This is a genomic window from Streptomyces tardus, assembly GCF_018101125.2.
GTDB lineage: Bacteria > Actinomycetota > Actinomycetes > Streptomycetales > Streptomycetaceae > Streptomyces > Streptomyces tardus.
The window spans coordinates 580,593-598,336 of the sequence record NZ_JAELVF020000001.1 but is presented as its reverse complement, the minus strand read 5'-3'; the positions used below and the strand labels follow the sequence as shown (position 1 = coordinate 598,336).

Annotated in this window: 14 protein-coding genes and 2 pseudogenes; 3 read left to right on the top strand and 13 right to left on the bottom strand. The window is 71.8% G+C overall.

Annotation, left to right across the window (positions count from 1 at the left end; all coding sequences use genetic code 11):
- Positions 1-32 precede the first annotated feature (32 nt).
- The 12 genes and pseudogenes from JGS22_RS02535 to pgfA all read right to left on the bottom strand — a co-directional run bounded on the left by JGS22_RS02535 (position 33) and on the right by pgfA (position 14,125).
- The gene (locus JGS22_RS02535) at positions 33-596 is read right to left on the bottom strand and encodes an AAA family ATPase (RefSeq protein WP_216814814.1); all 564 of its coding nucleotides are present in this window, start codon (positions 594-596) and stop codon (positions 33-35) included.
- Positions 574-1,227, bottom strand: coding sequence for a GNAT family N-acetyltransferase (locus tag JGS22_RS02530; RefSeq protein WP_216814813.1), 654 nt, complete (start codon positions 1,225-1,227; stop codon positions 574-576). Before JGS22_RS02530 ends, JGS22_RS02535 begins: the two co-directional genes overlap by 23 nt.
- Before the next feature lie 120 nt (positions 1,228-1,347).
- Complete coding sequence (locus JGS22_RS02525) at positions 1,348-2,127, bottom strand: FkbM family methyltransferase (protein ID WP_211043685.1); 780 nt, start codon at positions 2,125-2,127, stop codon at positions 1,348-1,350.
- On the bottom strand, positions 2,124-2,336 hold the full coding sequence (locus JGS22_RS02520) for a Trm112 family protein (RefSeq protein ID WP_211043684.1): 213 nt from the start codon (positions 2,334-2,336) through the stop codon (positions 2,124-2,126). Before JGS22_RS02520 ends, JGS22_RS02525 begins: the two co-directional genes overlap by 4 nt.
- Positions 2,337-2,871: 535 nt before the next feature.
- Positions 2,872-3,771, bottom strand: a pseudogene (locus JGS22_RS25845) (DMT family transporter); the annotation flags it as partial.
- A 14-nt stretch (positions 3,772-3,785) separates the two neighbouring features.
- Positions 3,786-4,571, bottom strand: coding sequence for a class I SAM-dependent methyltransferase (locus tag JGS22_RS02510; RefSeq protein WP_211043601.1), 786 nt, complete (start codon positions 4,569-4,571; stop codon positions 3,786-3,788).
- A pseudogene (locus tag JGS22_RS02505) lies at positions 4,568-5,290 on the bottom strand (condensation protein); the annotation flags it as partial. The gene JGS22_RS02510 and the pseudogene JGS22_RS02505, both read right to left, overlap by 4 nt.
- A 31-nt stretch (positions 5,291-5,321) precedes the next feature.
- The gene (locus JGS22_RS27265) at positions 5,322-6,176 is read right to left on the bottom strand and encodes a hypothetical protein (RefSeq protein ID WP_216814811.1); all 855 of its coding nucleotides are present in this window, start codon (positions 6,174-6,176) and stop codon (positions 5,322-5,324) included.
- The gene (locus JGS22_RS02495; protein WP_372454183.1) at positions 6,173-10,390 is read right to left on the bottom strand and encodes an alpha-(1->3)-arabinofuranosyltransferase domain-containing protein; all 4,218 of its coding nucleotides are present in this window, start codon (positions 10,388-10,390) and stop codon (positions 6,173-6,175) included. Before JGS22_RS02495 ends, JGS22_RS27265 begins: the two co-directional genes overlap by 4 nt.
- A gap of 91 nt (positions 10,391-10,481) precedes the next feature.
- Positions 10,482-11,222: a class I SAM-dependent methyltransferase gene (locus JGS22_RS02490; RefSeq protein WP_211041191.1), complete on the bottom strand. Its 741-nt coding sequence runs from the start codon at positions 11,220-11,222 to the stop codon at positions 10,482-10,484.
- Positions 11,219-12,436, bottom strand: coding sequence for a glycosyltransferase family 4 protein (locus JGS22_RS02485; protein ID WP_211041192.1), 1,218 nt, complete (start codon positions 12,434-12,436; stop codon positions 11,219-11,221). Before JGS22_RS02485 ends, JGS22_RS02490 begins: the two co-directional genes overlap by 4 nt.
- A 741-nt stretch (positions 12,437-13,177) precedes the next feature.
- Complete coding sequence (gene pgfA, locus JGS22_RS02480; protein WP_211041193.1) at positions 13,178-14,125, bottom strand: cell envelope lipid trafficking protein PgfA; 948 nt, start codon at positions 14,123-14,125, stop codon at positions 13,178-13,180.
- Positions 14,126-14,310: 185 nt separating this feature from the next.
- Between pgfA and JGS22_RS02475 the strand changes: the two genes are divergently transcribed.
- Positions 14,311-14,490, top strand: a complete 180-nt coding sequence (locus JGS22_RS02475) for a hypothetical protein (RefSeq protein ID WP_211041194.1) — start codon at positions 14,311-14,313, stop codon at positions 14,488-14,490.
- Between the two features lie 2 nt (positions 14,491-14,492).
- Complete coding sequence (locus JGS22_RS02470; protein ID WP_308405480.1) at positions 14,493-15,704, top strand: PucR family transcriptional regulator; 1,212 nt, start codon at positions 14,493-14,495, stop codon at positions 15,702-15,704.
- Between the two features lie 323 nt (positions 15,705-16,027).
- On the opposite strand, the gene JGS22_RS02465 is transcribed toward JGS22_RS02470, so the two are convergent.
- Complete coding sequence (locus JGS22_RS02465; protein WP_211041195.1) at positions 16,028-16,471, bottom strand: MarR family winged helix-turn-helix transcriptional regulator; 444 nt, start codon at positions 16,469-16,471, stop codon at positions 16,028-16,030.
- Between the two features lie 102 nt (positions 16,472-16,573).
- On the opposite strand from JGS22_RS02465, the gene JGS22_RS02460 reads away from it, so the two are divergent.
- The gene (locus JGS22_RS02460; protein ID WP_308405479.1) at positions 16,574-17,602 is read left to right on the top strand and encodes an NADP-dependent oxidoreductase; all 1,029 of its coding nucleotides are present in this window, start codon (positions 16,574-16,576) and stop codon (positions 17,600-17,602) included.
- The last annotated feature ends 142 nt before the right edge of the window (positions 17,603-17,744 follow it).

The window sequence follows — 17,744 nt, the reverse complement described above, 5'->3', positions numbered from 1 at the left end:
CGCCGACCCGACCCGGCCCCGACCACGGACGTTCAGGAAACGGCGCCCTCGGTCCAGGCCCGCTTGAGGATCTCGTCCACGGTCTGGTCGACCGTCTGGTCGGAGGTGTCCAGCCAGAGGCCGACCTCCGGGGTGCTTCCGCGCAGCACGGCGTTGAGGTCCTTGGGCTGCCAGTCCGGGCCGTACCCGGTCTTGGCGCGCTTCTCCTCCCGCGCCAGCACGGCGTCGGGGCTGGGAGCCAGGACGACCACGGCCAGCGGCCGGCTCTTGATCGTCTCGGTGATCTCCTGGAGGTGCTCGCCGAGCAGGATGTCCTGGATGATCGCGGTGAAGCCCGCCTGGCAGTACGCGTCGGCGGACGCCGCTGCCAGCCGGTGCCTCAGGCGCAGCTGCTCCAGGGCCTCCGGCTCCGGGTCGGCGGTCATGTTGACCTGGCCGTTGACGATCATGCGGCGGAAGAAGTCGCCGCGCACGTGAACAGACCGGTCCAACCGCTCGGCCAGAGCCTGTGCGACGGTCGACTTGCCCGCCGCGGAGATGCCCGACAGGACGAGGACGCCCCTGCTGCCCCCGTCACCCGGAATGTTGTCTGCCATTGGGGAAGTGTTTCCTCTCTCGTGTACTCGATCGCACGGCGACCACGTCGAACGCGGCGACCGCCGGCGGTCGCCGCGTTCGACGTGGTCGCCGTGCGATCGAGTACACGAGAGAGGAAACACTTCCCCAATGGCAGACAACATTCCGGGTGACGGGGGCAGCAGGGGCGCCCGGCTGATGTGGTGCAACGGCCGCACCGGCGCCCGCGGCTTCTACGAACGGCACGGTGTAGCCGTGCCGTTCGTAGAAGCCGCGGGCGCCGGTGCGGCCGTTGCACCACATCAGCCGGGCGCCCCTGCTGAGGGCCTCGTGCGTACCGGCCTCCAGCACGGCGGTGCCGTAGCCCTGTCCGCGCACCCGTGCGGAGCTGGCCATGCCCCGGATGCGTACGCTCCGCTCGGCGCTCAGCTCGCCGCGGCCCGGGAACCCCTCGGGGTAGAAGCTCCCGCAGCCGTACACCGCGAGGGCGCCCTCCGTGTCGACGTCGTCACCGTAAGCGGCGATGTGGAAGGCGCCCGGCTGGACGTCCTCCGCGAACTCGGCGCTCTCGCGCGGCAGTCCGGGGCGCAGGATCTCCCAGCGCAGCGGCAGAACTTCGGCGAGCGGTGCGACCGCGGTGCGTATTCCCATGGCCGTCACCATAGGCGCTGCGGTACCGCGCCACTCGCCGGGCGGGGCGGCCCGGGTGAGCGGGCGGCCCGGCTTCGCGCGCGGGCCCGGCCTGGTGCGGCCCGTCCTGGCGCGTCGACCTCAGCCGCGGTCCTGCTCCCGGCCCGGTACGCGGCCCTCGGGCAGGAAGAGCACCGAGTTCACGTACCTCGGCCGCGGCACCAGGGAGCGCCGCAGCAGGCCGTGCTCGGCGACGTGGCCCACCCGCTCCTGGTGGTCGGCCAGGTTGAAGGCGCCCAGCGGCAGCCAGTCGCGGTCGGGCAGCACCCAGGCGTCGTAGCCGTGTTCCGCCATCAGCTCCAGCACCGGTTCCAGGGGCTGGATGCGCACCTCCAACTCGACGAAGAGCGCGGGCCGCCACTTGGAGACGGTCTCCCGGGCGCCGCGCAGCACCGCCAGCTCGCTGCCGTCCACGTCGACCTTCAACACCCGTACGTCGCGGGGCTCCAGCGCGTCGACCGAGACGGTCGGCACCTCCAGCGTGGTGCTGTGCACCTCGCCCCGGCGGACCAGGGAGGAGATGCCCTGGTCGCCGCGTCCGCCCGCGGGCAGATGGAGCGTCGCGCTGCCCGGCGTCTCCGCGGCGGCGGCCTGGACGACGTCGACGTTGGCCGGGCAGGTCGCCCGCAGCGCCCGCGCCAGATGCGGTACGGGCTCGACGGTCACCACCCGGTCCACCCGCCGGGCCAGCCTGCGGGTCCACGGGCCGTACCAGCCGCCGATGTCGACAGCCGTACCGCCGCGGGGACAGAAGTCGGCGAGCCGGCGCATCTCCGGCTCGAAACGCGGATACATCAGGCCGGCCGCGCGGGCGACGACGCCGGGAGGCAGCCTGGGTCCGATCTTCGCGGCGAGGGTCATGACAGACCGACCCGGTCGCCGTACCGCGCGTGCTCCTCGTCGCTCACCGGTTCGCCGGAGGAGGGGAGCAGCTGCGGGATGTCGTCCACGATGGGGTAGCGGCGCCGCAGCCGCGGGTTGTAGAGCGCCATCTCGTCCTCGATCAGGACGAGTGCGCCCTTGTCCAGCGGACAGACCAGGATCTTCAGGAGCGGGTCGTCAGGTGACATGACGGCTGCCTTCCTCGTGCGTTTCGTGGGCCGGTCGCGTGCCGTTGACCTTGCGAGCCGTGGGCCCTGACGGGTGGGGGCGGGGTTCGGGCCGACGCGCGGTGCGCGGCCCCTGGGCGGACGGTGCGGCCGGTGGGCTGCCGGACGCACCCTGGACGGGTGAAGTGCCGTTGACGGAACGGCCGTTGGGGGAGTCGCCGCCCGACGGTGGACGGCCCTCCCCGCGCTCTGCCGCCTCCCGGCCGGGAGGCTCCTCGCCGCGACCGGGCGAGACGGGCTCGGGCGAGACGGGCCCGGGCGAGACGGGCAGGGCCGGGGCGCGTGTGGGTGGGAGACGACCGGGCGAGATCTGCGCGGGAGTGCCGGGTACGGGGGTGCCGTGCGCGGGGGTGTCGTGCGGGCCTCCGGGGACGGGGGAGCCGTCCAGGTAGAGGCCGCCGACCGGGGGACCGGTGACCGGGGTGCCGTCCAGATACGTGGGCGGCACCTGCGGCGCGCCCCCGTCGGCGTCCGGGCCGGTGCCGCCGTCCGCGTCCGGACCGGCCTCGGAACGCTCCGGGCCGTGCTGCGGGGGCTCGTCGTGCCGCGGCATGGTGAGCAGTACGGAGACCGCGAGCACCGAGCCGCCCAGCCGCAGCGCGAGCCGCAGCGGGTCCTCGGGCAGCGGCTCGGAGAAGGCGACCGTGCCCGCGGCGACGGTGTACAGGAACGTCACCGTCGTGCACACCGGCACGATCAGCGACGCGCGGCACCGCTGGAGCGCGGTCTGCGAGAGCACCAGGCCGGTCGAACCGGTGACCATCAGGATGTACGGGTACGGCGAGGTGAGCACCGAGGTGACCGAGCCGGCCAGGTCCGCGGTGTCCAGCAGCCCGGCGACGCCCTTGATGGCGAGCGAGCTGACGCCGTACAGGAAACCGACCGCCGCCCCGTAGGGCACACCCGCCGTCGGCAGGCGGTGGCGGCGTTTCGACCTGCGTTCGGCGCCCGCGAACAGCGCGAGCCCCGCCAGGATCGAGGGCACCACGATCGCCACCATGACGGCCGTCGGGGCGCTGCGGCTGATCTCCTCGGTGTCGCCGCGCAGCGACAGCACGATCATCACCAGCGCCACCACGATCGACGCCATTCCCCAGCGCTCCCGACCGCTGGACTCCTCGCCGAGGAAGACCGAGGACAGCAGCAGGAGCATCACCAGACCGGTGACGAACAGTCCCTGCGCCGCCATCAGCGGCAGCGTCCGGTAGACCGCGAGCTGCGCGAGGAAACCGAGCGCCAGCGAGGCCGCGCCCACGATCCACAACGGACTGCGCAGCAGGTGCAGTACGAGCTGCTGGGGGCGGGTCGCCGACAGCGGCGGCAGCCCCGTCAGCGCACGCTTCTCCACCACGAAGCCGATGCTGATGAGGAGGTTGGCCAGCAGTGCGGCTGCCACGCCCAGCCACACGGCTAGCTGCCTTCCCTGCGCCGGGCGTGCACGAGCAGGATCGAGGCGAGCGAGGGAGCGTGGCAGGCCAGCCGGTCCAGCGGCCGGAAGGGCCTGGGCACGTCGTGGTACGGGGCGCCGCTCATCCGCACCACCTCGAAGCCGGCGGCCGGGAGCATCTGCCGCAGCGCCCGGGCCGTGTACAGCCGCAGATGTCCGACGACCTGCTTGCCGGGACGGCCGTAGATCCCGCGCATCGAGACCTCGGAGAAGACCGGCTGGACACCGCCGAGCAGCAGCGCGCGGTTGTACCAGGCCGCCAGGTTCGGGGTGGAGAGCAGCAGGTGGCCGCCGGGACGCAGCACCCGCCGCAGCTCGTCCAGCGCCGCGTCCGGGTCGACGAGGTGCTCGATGACCTCGCTGAAGAGCACCGCGTCCGCGCTGCCGGAGGCGAACGGCAGCCCGGGATCGTCCAGCCCGCCGCGCACAGCGGTCAGATGGCGGTTGGCGCGGCGCAGCGCGTCCTGCGACCAGTCCACGCCGACCAGCCGGTGCGGGCGCAGGATCGGTGCCGCGGTCGCCGCCGCGCTGCCGTCTCCGCAGCCGATGTCGAGGATCACGCCGGGCTCGGTGCGGCCGAGGGCGCGGGCGAGGATGCGGGCCTGGCGCCGGGAGCGGTCCGGGCCCGAGGCGACCGGGGTGGCCGGGTCCTCGTAGAGCGCCTGGAGGCTGTCGCGCGGCTCGTCCGACCCGCGTGCGCGGGCCTCCCGTGCGCCGTCGGTCTCCGTACTGCCTGACTGAGCTGTCATGTCGCGGCCTCCGGGGTGGTGCGCGCGGTGGTGTGGAGCGACTCGGTGAAGATCTCGCCGAGGAGTTCACCCGCGCTGTCGTCCAGCCGGGCCCGCGACCAGCGCAGCACCAGCTGGAGCCGGCCGCCGGTGGACGTGGTGGTGACGGCCAGGCCTCTGGGCATCCTGGCCGGTGCCGAGACCCACACTGCGGTGGCCCTGCCCGCGTCGCCGAAATCCATCGGATAGGGGATGCGGCCGAGGTTGGAGAGCAGCGTCGTCGACGCCCACGGCGAGGCGGCGACCCGCAGCGCCCTGGTGCTCAACGCCCGTACGCCGACCGGCAGTACGGGGGTGGTGAGCAGTGAACCGCTCAGCCCGAGCTGCGCCCTGGGCCGGCCCTTGAGCGCCTTGGTGCGGGCGGCGGTGGCGCGCAGCAGCCGGGCGGTGTTCTCCGGGTCGCGCTCCTCGTCGCCGAAGGTGACCTCGACCAGCCGGGTGCCGTTGCCGATGGGCATGTCCTCGGTGCGCGGCCGGTCGTCCACCGGCATGGTGATCCGCACCGGCTCGACCCGCGCGCCGTGTTCGCGGTTCCAGCGCACGACGGTGAGGAAGGTGGCGACCAGCAGCTGGTCGTTGACCGTGTACGGGGCGCCCTTGGGCCGGGTGGGTACCGGCAGGTCGAGGACCGCCATCCCGTTGCCGCGACCCGCCGGGGTGCCGGCCCCGCCTTCCTGCGGGTGCTGGCCACCGCCGCCGCCGAACTGCGGCTCACCCGGGAGGAGACGGCGCTGCTCGACGCACTGCCGGCACCCGCGGGCGCCCGGCAGTGACACCTCCGCCCCCGGCGCACTCCGCCGCAGCCGCACTCCCCGCCCACCGCCCCTGCGCGGGAGACGCGGGAACGCGGGGCGCGAGGGCGCGTTCCGGCGCGGTGGCCCGGTGGGGCGGCACCGGCCAGGCCTCTGGGCATCCTGGCCGGTGCCGCCCCACCGGGCCACCGCGCCGGAACGCGCCCTCGCGCCCCGCGTTCCCGCGTCTCCCGCGCAGGGGCGGTGGGCGGGGAGTGCGGCTGCGGCGGAGTGCGCCGGGGGCGGAGGTGTCACTGCCGGGCGCCCGCGGGTGCCGGCAGTGCGTCGAGCAGCGCCGTCTCCTCCCGGGTGAGCCGCAGTTCGGCTCGGCGGCGGTGGCCAGCACCCGCAGGAAGGCGGGGCCGTCCAGCGCGGTGTGGTTGACGCACGCGACGAGCACGGTGCCGCCGCCCTCGGCCGCGTTGGGCTCGACGGCCTCGATGCGCACCGGTGGCGAGAGGTGCAGCGGCGGGATGCTGCCGATCGCCCGGCGGCGGGCCTCTTCGAGGCTGCCGCCGGGCCAGGAGACCGGATCGACGTCCGGCTCCTCGGTCAGCTCCCACTCGTACGCGCGGTGCCACCAGCGTCCCGGTGCCTGCCGGACCAGGACCCGCGGGTGGCGCCGAAGCGCCTCCCGCACGGCCTTGCTCAGCCGCTTGGGATCCATCCGGCCCGGCAGGTGGAGCTCGACGTGGACGTTCTCCGGTTCACTCGCGGAACGGGTGTGCCGGGAGATCTCGTCCACCACCGGGAACGGGATGCGCTGTGCGGTCATCGAGAGGGTTCCTCCCCGGGGGGCGCGGACGGGCCGCCGTGCTGAGGGCCGTGCTGATCCTGCTGCGCGGGGCCGTTCTGCTGGGGCTGCTGGGTCTGCTGTTGCTGACCCTGCTGCTGCTCCGGGTGGCGGTGCGGCAGCGTCGGTGCGGGCATACCGCCGGCCGAGGCGGGCGCGGGCTCGGTGTAGCTCGGCCGCTCGTCCTGCGGTTCCTCGGCGCGCTCCCGCTGCGGCACGGTGACCAGCGCCGCCGCCAGCGCCAGCAGCGCCAACGCCTGGGCGGGCCAGCCGAACGCACCGGCGTCCGCCGCGTACCCGTCGCCCGCGCCGAGCGCCACGATCACACCGGCACCCAGCATGGCAGCCGCCGACAGCGGCACCAGCCAGCGCGGACGCAGCCAGGCCACCACCGCGAGGGCCGGCACGATCAGCGCGTACGGACCGGCGATCAGTGCGAACACCAGGGTCAGCACCACACCGCCCAGCACCCAGCTCGGCGCCGGAGCAGCGTCCTGGGCACCCAGCGGCTCGCCGCCGCGGCGACGGATGAACGCCATGCCCAGCAGTCCGACGATGCCGACCCCGGCGACCGCGAGACCGCCCTGGTAGTACGTCGTCGGGGTGTACTCCAGCTTGACGGTGCCGCCCTCGCCGGCCGGGACCAGGTAGCCCTGCTGCCAGCCGTCGAGCCGCAGCGAGGTGAGCTCCTTGCCGTCGAGCGTGGCCTTCCAGCCCTTGTTGATGTTCATGTGCGTACGCAGGTACGAGGCTTCGCCGGAGCCGACCTCGACCTCGCGGGCCTCGCCCGCCCAGTCCTTGACGGTGACCGCGCGCTCGGCGCTCGCCTTCGGCGCGGTGTCACCGCGGGTGAGGGTGAGGTCGTTGATCGCCAGCGGACCGCCGCTGCCGGTCTCCAGCGTGTGCTTGCCGCTGTCCAGCTCGATGGTGCCGTTCTTCTGGTCACCCGCGCACAGCTCGACCGAGATCGGCCGCCGCTCGGTGAGATCGCTGACCTTGCCGGACGCCTTGGTGGCGTGCAGAGTGCCGTCGATCGCGACCATCGGTCCGTCGCCGCACTCCAGCTCGAACTTCCGGTCGGCCGCCGGCGCCTCGACGCGGAAGTCCTCCAGCGCCGGGACGTGCAGTTCGTTCAGACCGACCGGCAGCTGGATGTCGTCACCCGCGACCGGGTTGTGCAGCGTGGTGGGCGCGGTCTTGGTGATGGTGATCTGCATGGAGTCCGTCTCCATGGCCTCGAAGCGCGCCCAGCCGTTCTCGTCGACGGAGGTGGTGACAGCACCGTCGTCGGAGGTGATCTCCACCTCGGCCGGCTTGGCGGAGACACCGCCGGCGGCCGAGAGGACCATCGAGTCGACCTCGGTCTTCTCCGGCCACGAGAGCCGGATGACCGGCTTGTCGCCCGCGATCCAGGCGGTGGTGAGGTCACCGTCCACCAGGTTGCGCGCACTCAGCGAGACGCCGGTGGGGCTGACCGACTCGGCGCTCGCGGTGATCCGGTCGCGGGAGCCGGGGGCGATCTCGTCCAGCATGTCGTCGTACGCGCTGCCGGGCACCGGGGTGGCGCTGGCCTTCAGCGTGTACTCCGCCGACCGCTCGCTGGTGAACTGTCGGTGCAGTCCGGACTCAATGCCGGCCGGGTTCAGCCCGCCCGGGTCGGGGCTGCGGTGCATGGAGTAGATCTCCGACTCCGTCCGGTCGCCCGGGGCGTCGTTCGGCAGCGCCAGCATCCTGGTCACCTGGACGTCGGGGATCTCGATCTCCGCGAAGCCGGCGCCGGTGATCCCGGCCCGCGACTCCTGCACATCGGTGATGGTCAGCTTCAGCCACTTCGCGGTGCCCCGCGGCGCCTTGACGCGCTGGGTCCCGTCGTTGGGCTGGAGGGTGCTCTCCTCGGAACCGCGGTCGGTCTCGACCTTCACGCCGGTCACCGAGGGACGGACGCCGTCGCCCGCGAGCGGGGTCAGGTCGATCGAACCGGGGATGTCGGTCGCCCCGTCGAAGTCGACCTTGATCCACTCGCCGGTGCTGTCGCCCGCACTCGCCTCGGCCCAACCCGACTCGGGGTTGCCGTCGAAGGCGTTGACCGGGTCGAACTGCGGCATGTGGAAGAGCCAGCTGCCACTGCTGGAGGCGGTGACGTTCTTCGCGCCGCGCAGCTCGGCGACCGTCTGGTGCTTGAGCTGCGGACTCGGCAGGATCTGCTTCGGCTCCTTGCCGGCGTCCTGGAGGCTGCCCTCGTGGTTCTTCTCGTCCTTGGTGTAGGTGTACGACGTGTTGTTGTTGATCAGGCCGAAGCGGGTGTCCGCCCGGCGCAGCCCGTCACCGTTGACCTGGAGGCTCGGGTTGCCGATGCCCGGGTGGTTGTCCCCGGTCAGCACCACCGGCCGGTCGCGGAAGTTCGGGTCCGCCGACAGCGGCAGCATCGACTCCGGTCCACCGCTCAGACGCGCCGTCTCCGAGACCGGCTGCGCGGCGACCTGCGAGGGCCGCTTCGTCTCGGCGGGCTCGTAGATCTCCACCGACTTCTGCCGCGGGTAGAAGCCCTGGATCTCGATCGGGGTGTCGGCGGGGATGCGGCCGGCAGTGACGGTCGGACCGAAGTCCTTGACCTTCTTGTACCCGGACGCCTCCAGCGTCCGCTTCACCGTCTGCGGCGGCACGTAGCCGACCTGGTCCGGGTCGAGGTCGTTGCGGACGACCACGTTGTGCAGGCCCGCGCGGCCCAGGTAGTCCGACAGGCCCGGCACCTCGCCGCCGCTCATCAGCGCCTGCTCGACCGCGTCCATCATCCGGCGCTCGCCGGGAGTGCCGAACGGCACGTAGTCCCGCTGCGCCCAGGGCGACTCGGCGAGTACGTGCAGCGGCTGGTCGATCGGCGAACCCCAGGTGTAGATGCCGTGCGCGGTGGAGGGGACCACCAGCGCGCGGTTCTCGGGGGAGTTGTCCTCCAGCCAGTCGGCGGTCTGCTGCCAGTGCTTGGGCAGCTCCTTGAAGCCGCCGGGCTGGAGCACATCGCCGTTGAGGTACGGCAGCGCCATCGCCGGCAGTACCAGGGCCGCCGCGAGCGCGGGCAGGAAGCGCCGTCCGGGCAGTGGCCTGGCGCCGTCGCTGCGGGCGAACACCGCGACGAGGTGGGCCAGTCCGAGCGCCAGCGCAAGAGCCAGACCGGGCTGGAACTTGTAGATGTTCCGGAAGGGCTTGAGCGCACCGTCCAGCAGGCTCTGCACTCCCTCCGCGAACGGGGCGCCCAGCGAACCGGCGTAACCGGCGAGCATCACGGCGGTCACCACGATCGCGGTCAGCATCAGCCAGCGCCGCTCGGGCATGTCCCGCCGGGCCAGACCGGCCAGGCCCAGCGCCGCCGCCAGCGTCGTACCGATGATCGCGAGGACGCCGGTGACCAGCAGCCAGCCGGCGGGCAGCCAGGCGCTGCCGAAGTTCAGATAGCCGACCCAGTTGCCGGTGCCGCGCAGCATCTCGACGGCCGACATGGTGCTGGTGGTGTTCCACGCCTGCTCGACGTAGGCCATGAAGTTCTCGACGTACGAGCCCATCAGCATCAGCGGGATCGTCCACCACAGCGTCGCGAGCAGCGCGCCGGGCAGCCACCACAGCAGCAGCGAGGTGCGCCGGCGTCCGGTGCGGGTGACCAGGTAGAGGCCGACCGGCAGCAGCGCGCAGAGGGTGGACGCGGCGTTCACACCACCCATGAACGGGATGATCAGCGCCGAGGTCGCCGCCGCCACCCGGGCGCTCAGCCGCTCCGACATCAGCGGCAGCAGCACCCAGGGCAGTACGGCGCCGGGCAGGGCGCCGGCCGAAGTGGAGCCGACGATGATGGTGAAGGTCGGCCACAACGCGTACGCCGTGGCTCCCACCAGCCGGGTCGCGGGCGAGCCGATGCGCAGCCGCTCGGCCAGGCGCAGTGCGCCCCAGAACGCGGTGGTGACCACCAGCGCCAGCCACAGCCGCTCGGCCAGCCAGACCGGCAGACCGATCAGATCGGTCAGCGCGTAGAACGGCAGCATCGGGAAGAGGTAGCCGATGTACTGGTTGGTCAGACCGCCGAAGCCCGACTCGTCCGACCACAGTTGGCCGAGGTCGCCGAGGAACTTCCACGGGTCGAGTACGACACCGAGCTTCGTCTCGAAGGTGACCAGGCCGGGGGCCGCGATCACGAAGCACAGCAGCACGACGGCATAGAAACCAAAGAGCCACCGCCGGGAGCGCGGCCGCTCGTCAGGGCCCCGTCGCCGCCGTCCTGGCGCGAACTGGAGCGTGGAATCAGTGCTCGTCGACATGGGGACACCGCCGCAGAATGAGGAGAAGGTTCCAGGTGGCGAACTCGCGTACGCCGGGGACTCGGGTGATCGCGCTCGCCAGGAAGGGCCAGTAGCGGGACCGGGCGGTGACGAGTTCCACGTCGTCACGTGCCCTTACATGGCGCAGGGTGGGACCGATGTGCACGGCGAAGAGGTTCTCGCCGAGGGTGTGCTTGGCCGGTCGGCCGGTCTTCCGCCGGTAGCGGGCACGGGCCCGGGCGGCACCGAAGTAGTGCCAGGGTGCCGTCTCGTGCCCGCCCCAGGGGGAGTACCAGTTGGTGAAGGAGACGTAGATCAGCCCGCCGGGGCGGGTGACGCGGACCATTTCGCTGAGGAAGGTCTGCGGATCGGAGACGTGCTCCAGCACGTTGGAGGAGAAGGTGACATCCGCGGTGCCGTCGGCGACGGGCAGCAGATAGCCGTCCGCGAGGACCGAGCCCGGCGTCCTTCGACCGCCCGCTCCCAGCTCCTGCGGATCGGGCTCGAAGAGGTAGCTGCGCGCGCCGCGGCGGCGGAACTCCTCGGTGAAGTGCCCGCTGCCGCCACCGATGTCGAGCACGGTGGCACCCCGCAGTGGCTCGTACCGCTCCACCTGCGAGGCGGCGTCCCGGGCGAGCAGCTGGTAGCAGTGCTCGGGGTCCTCCTGCTCGTTCATGAAGGCGCGGAACAGCGAGACTGATCTGCGGAAGGACGGGTCTTTCACCGGGTTCCCCTCACCGCCCGGCCGCGACGGGCCGGTGCGGCGGAGCGTGCCGTGTGGGACGCGTACGCCTCCGTCGCCACGGTGCGGAACGCCTCGACCGTACGGTCCCAGCCGAAGTCCTTCGCCCGCTCGGCGGCCGCCGCGCCCATCGCCTCCCGGCGCCGGGTGGACAGCGCCAGGCTGCACCAGGCGGAGGCGAAGGAACTCTCGCCCGGGGCGAGAGTTCCGGTGTCGCCGTCGACTATGGAGTCGCGGAGGCCGGGTATGTCGAAGCCGATCGCGGGCGTACCGCGGGCCGCGGCCTCCATGACCACAAGACCCCACCCCTCGATCATCGAGGGGTGCAGCAGCAGCCAGGACTCGCACAGCAGCCGGTGCTTCTCGGCCTCCGGGACATGGCCGGTGAAGGTGACGCCGGGGCCGGCCATCGCCTCCAGCCGGGCGCGCTCGGGGCCGTCGCCGACGATCACGAGCCGGCCGCCGGTGACCGGGCGGACCCGCTCCCACAGCCGCAGCAGCAGATCGATGCGCTTGTACTCCACCAGCCGTCCGACCGCCAGGAACAGCGGCTCCCGGGACTTGGCCATCAGCTGGCCGGGGTCCTCGACGCCGTTGTGCACGATCCGGATGCGGTCGCCGGGCACTCCGATGTTCTGCAGCGCGCTCGCGGTGGAACCGGAGACGGCCACCATCAGGTTCTCCTTGTGGGAACCGGCGAGCGCCCAGTGCTCCAGCTTCTGCCCGATCCGGGCGGCGGGCGCCGGGTAGCGCATGCCCCACAGATCGGTGTGCACATGGTTGACCAGGCACAGCGTCGGGCCCCGGTGCCACAGCGGCGCCAGGTACGGCAGACCGTTGGACACCTCGACCAGCAGGTCGCATTCGCCGACCTGGCGGCGCAGCGCCCGCTTCGCCTTGAGGAAGTGGCCCGCGTCGCCGCCGGCCGAGACAACCCGGTAGTCCCGGTACGCCGCGGGGCCTCCGCACAGCAGGGTGACCTGGTGCCCGTGGGCGGTGAGGCCCTGGGCGATGCGGTCGATCAGAAGCTCGGAACCGCCGGCGGCGGGGTTGTCGAGGTCTCGACGAGCGAGGAAGACGATGCGCCGGGGCACGGGCGCGCTCTCGGAGGGAGGCGTCGGGACGTTCGCCTCCGACGGCTGACGCGGAACCAGGGACGTGACGGGGAGTGCGACCGGCGGCACGTGCTGGGGCATGGGCGCTCCAACTCGTCTCAAGGTGCGAATGAGGGATGACCAGTGCGCTGGGGTGGCGCGGCGGCTCTTGCGTGGTGGACCGTGGTGGGTCCGGCGGTCCGGCTCGGTGCGGCTCGGTGCGGCTGGTGGTGCCGTGGTGGTGCGGCTGGTGGTGCCGAGGTGCGTGGTGCTGCGGTGGTGCTCGTACTGCTTCGGTGTTGCCAGAGGGTGACGAACTGGTGATCGCCGGGGGCAGCTGGCGATAGGAAACATCAGTGTTCGCTGCCGCGTTCGATGCGGCTACTCACCTGGGTGACAATTTCTGTGATCACCAACCGGTTCAGTTGTCATTCGGCCCCGATTTCGAGGCGGTCGAATCCGTTTCCTACTGGCCGGTCAATATTTCGTCCAGTGTTGCGAGGGGAAGTCTCGATCCGGTCTCGCACATCTCGCGGTGCGGTCTCGTACGTCACGCTTTCGCCCCGCGTGACCGGGCACGGCGGTGTTCCCGGTTCTCGCACCGCTACCGGGCGGGTGCGCCGAGTGCCGGACGGTGGGCGTAGGGGTCTCCGGCGGACGGCGTGAACGGGTGCGCGGTCCGGTCCGCGAGCGAGGCCCGGCGCCGTACGGAAAACCCTCTGGGAGATTTCCCGTACGCCACCGGACGCCCTTCCCGCTCGTCGCCGTTCAGCTCTTCACCTGCGCGAATTCCGTCCGCGCGAAGGGGCTTCGCGGGCCCGGCCCGCGGGCCCGGCGGACGGGTCAGGCCTGCTCGCGCCTACCCCGTACCACCAGTACGCCGCCCACGATGGCGAGCAGCACACCGGCTCCGCCGCTGGCCATCGGTACCGTCTCGCCGACCAGCTTCAGCTGCCCGCTCTGCTCCTTGGCCTGTTCGACCTGGCCGAGCTGTGTCTTCTTGTCGAAGACGATCCGCTTGCTCTCCAGGAGCACGACCTCGTCCTTGTCGCCGCCGGGAGCGCGCAGGGTCACCCGCGGCCCGATCGTGGCGCGCAGGATGCGGCCGGTCGCCTGGTCGACGATCAGCTCGATCCCGTGGTTGGCGTACCACTCCTCGGCCACCACCTGGCCCGTCTCTTCCTGGCCGACGAGGCGGCCCGGCACCTGGCGCTTGCCCGCCCTGGTCGCCTCGACCTCGCCGGTGAAGCGCATGCCCTCGTAGCCGTGCACCTTGGCGCGGCCCGAGTAGCGCAGCGGCACCGTGTCGCCCAGGGTGCCGTCCCACCAGCGGTAGGTCTTCTCCTGCACGTCGAACGGGAACTTCAGGTACGCATCGCCCTTGACCTGCACCGGAGCCTCACCGCAGCAGTGCACGGGCTTGGTGGTCTCCCGGTCCGAGACCCAGCGTTCGGTCTCCCACTGGAAGGACTTGCGGGGGTCCTTGTGCGGCAGGGTGTCGGGGTTGTCGATCGTGGTCGACACGTCCCAGACGGCGACGTCGTTCTTCTCGCTCTCGGCGACGTTCCCCAGTACCCGGCGGGTGACGGTGAGCTTCTGGTCGTCCTTCGTCTCCAGGGCGCCCTGGTCGAAGTACCTGCCAGTGCCGTTGAAGACCGTGGTCTGGTTGATGTCGATCGGGGTCCGCTGGGCGCGCGGCTCGACGTAGTAGGCCAGCATGGGCCCCAGAACCAGCAGAAACACGCCGATCCCCAGAAGGGTCAGCGAAAGGGGTGAGGCGGAACGGCGCATGGCGGGTGCTCCCAGAGGGTGTAGTGCCCGTTCGAAAAGTGAAGGCGGCGAGTAAGCCCGCCTGGGTCGGTGACCGTAGGCGAACTCTTGACAGCGAGTCAATGCCCTTTCACACTCACCTAGACGAACTGGTGTCGGGGGCGACCGCTGGTGCAGTGAATCCACACGGAGAGGCCCGCCGCGCCATGCACAGATTCCTCGCAGCCGCTCTGACCTGCGTAGCTGCGGTCCTTCTCGCCGTCGGCGCCGGTCTTGGCGCAGTGGCGTTGCTCAACGCCAGTCCCGAGCAGCCCAACGTTCCCCTGGTGCACTTCCCCGAGAACGAAGAGGCCGCCTCGGACGCGCCGGCACCCTCCGAGGAGTGACCGTGGACAGCGCGGCCGGCTCCGCCTGGCGGTCGGTACCCGCGAGTCAGACGCGGCACTTCACGGAGCAGGCCCGCAGCGAGATCCCCATCCTGGCCGAGGTCATCCTCCAGGAGATCCGCACCGAGTACCCGATGCTCCCGGTGATCCTGGACCAGAACGGCGTACCGATGTCCCTCATCGGCATCCGCCGCGCGCTGGAGCAGTTCGTCGAGCATCTCGCCACCGGCCTCGGCAATCCGCACCAGCACCCGCCCGTCTTCCAGGAGTTCGGGCGTGGTGAGCTGTTGAGCGGTCGGAGTCTGGACTCGCTCCAGGCCATCTACCGGCTGGGCGTACGGCTCGCCTGGCGGCGCTTGGCGGAGATCGGCCAGCAGGCGGACATCCCCGCCCCGGCCATGTACGAGCTCGCAGAATCCGGCTTCCAGTACCTCGACGGCCTGGTCGCCGAGTCGGTGCGTGGTTACGCCGAGGCCGCCGCGCGCAAGGCGGGCGAACGCCTCAGACTCCAGCGCGGGCTGCTCGACATGCTCTTCGCCGACCACGGCAACACCGACAGCCGCAGGTCGATGCTGACCGAAAGGGCCGCGCGGATCGGCTGGCCGCTGCCGGAGAACGTCGCGGTGGCCGTACTGCTGCGTCCCGCCCGCGAGGCCGTACCGCCCGCGGTCGGCAACGACGTACTGCTGGACATGGAGCGCGAGCAGCCGCTGATGGTCGTTCCCGAACCGGACGCCGCCGGCCGCGCCGAGCTGCTGCGCCGGGCGGTGTCGGGCTGGACGGGCGCGGTCGGGCCGCCGGTGCCGGTCGCCCAGGCCGCCAAATCGCTGCGCTGGGCGCAGTCCGCTGTCGATCTGATGGAGCGCGGACTCCTCGACAGCGGCGGCCTGTTGGACTGCACCGAGCACACCGAGGCGCTGGTGCTGCTGCCGCCGACGGAACTCATCGACGATCTCGGCCGGCGGCTGCTCGCCCCGCTCAAGGAGTGCGGGCCCTCGCACGGCCGACGGTTGGCGGAGACCCTGCTCGCCTGGCTGGAGACCAGGGGTGGCGCTCCCGAGATCGCGGTCCGGCTCGGCGTCCACCCCCAGACGGTTCGCTACCGGCTGCGGCAGATCCGCGAGCTGTGGGGCGAGGGCATCGACGATCCGGACCACAGGTTCGAGCTGGAGCTGGTCCTGCGCGCCCGCAGGCTCCGAGGCGAACTCGGCTGAGGTCGGGCGCAGGGCTGAGGTCGGGCGCACGGAGGCGGGCTGCTGCGCTCGGGCCGTGAGTGGTGTGGTGCGGGCTCCGGGGCGCAGGGTGGGGTGCGGTGCTGCGGCGGTAGTTGCTGCTGTGGCGGTTGCGGCTTGAGTGTGAGGTTCGAGGTGTCGACCGGTGCGGCCCACCCGTGGCCTGCCGGTCTGACCTGTCTGCCCGGTCTGGCCTGTCTGCCGGGTCTCTGCCTGGTCTGATCCGTTGGACTGCGGTTCGTGGTCTGTCGCCCGCCGGGCGGCCGTGAGGTGCCGTTCCGCTGATTCGCGATGTCCCGGGAGGCTCAGTCGGTGGGGTCGCCGAGCATCCGGCGCAGCAGGTCGCGCAGTGCGGTGCGTTCCTCGGTGGTCAGCCCGGCCAGCGGGGTCTGCGCGAAGTCGCCGAGTGACTCCCGGAGTCGGGTGGCGGTCTGTCGGCCCTCATCGGTGGCCTCCGCCAGCTTGACCCGGCGGTCATCGGGGCTGGGACGCCGTTCGACCAACCCGCGCGACTCCAGCCGGTCGACGATGCCGGTCACGTTGGACGGTTCGCACTTCAGCTGCTCGGCGAGCAGCCGCATGGGACTGGGCCCGGGAGCGAGCAGGGCGAGCATCCGCGCCTGGGCGCCGGTGAGGGAGTAGGCGGCGGCGGCCTGGTCGTACTCCTGGTGGTAGCGGCCCACGATCTCGCCGATCAGCTCCACTACCTCGCGGGTGAGCCGATCGGGGGGAGTGGTGCGCTCTGTCATGGGTTCAGGGTAACCATTTAGTTGACAACATGAAATATCGAGGGGCAGGGTGGGACCCGGAAATGTTTCAGATCCTGAACTAATCGGAGGTGGGTGGCCGCCGTGACCGCCGAGACCCTGCCAGAGACCAGCCGTGAGTGGCATCTGATCGCCCGACCCGAGGGCTGGCCCACTCCGGACGACTTCGCCCTGCGCACGGTGCCGGTGAAGACACCGGAAGAGGGCGAGGTGCTGGTCCACAACCTCTTCATGTCCGTCGACCCCTATATGCGGGGCCGGATGAACGACGTGAAGTCCTACGTACCGCCCTTCCAACTCGACCGGCCGATGGACGGCGGCGCGGTCGGCATCGTCGTCGCCTCGCGCGCGGAGGGCCTGGAGCCCGGAGACCACGTGCTGCACGGCCTCGGCTGGCGCGAGTACGCGACCCTCCCGGCCAAGCGCACCCAGCCCATCGACCCCGAACTCGCCCCGCTCTCGGCGTACTTGGGCGTCCTCGGCATGCCCGGGCTCACCGCGTACGCCGGGCTCGTCCGGGTGGCGGAGATGAAGGAGGGCGACACCGTCTTCGTCTCCGGCGCTGCCGGCGCGGTCGGCAGTCTGGTCGGGCAGATCGCCAGGCTCAAGGGTGCCGCCAGGGTGATCGGCAGCGCCGGTTCGGACGCCAAGGTCCAGGCCCTCACCGAGACCTACGGCTTCCACGCGGCCTTCAACTACAAGGAGGGCGACGTCTCCCGGCAACTCGCCGACGCCGCCCCCGACGGAATCGACGTCTACTTCGACAATGTCGGGGGAGACCACCTCGAGGCCGCGATCAGCCGGCTCAACCTGCACGGGCGCATCGCGGTCTGCGGCATGATCTCGCAGTACAACGAGGTCACGCCGCCCGCGGCACCCCGCAACCTGGCCATGCTCATCGGCAAGCGGATCACCATGCGGGGCATGCTCGTCGCCGACCACCAGGACCTCCAGCCCCAGTTCGTGCAGGAGCTGAGCGCCTGGCTCCGGACCGGCGACCTGACCTACCAGGAGACCGTGGAGCAGGGGATCGAGAACGCGGTCGACGCCTTCCTCGGTCTGATGCGCGGCCAGAACATCGGCAAGATGATCGTCGCCACCGACGCCCGCTAGAGCCGCTCGGGACCGTACGACGGGCCCCCGACGGGGTCTCGTGTCGGGTCCCGCCGGGCGGGCCGCGGATCCGCCGCGTGTACGCCCGGTGGCTCACGCGCCTCCGTCGAGGCTCCGACCCGGCGCGCCCGCGGGGCCGACG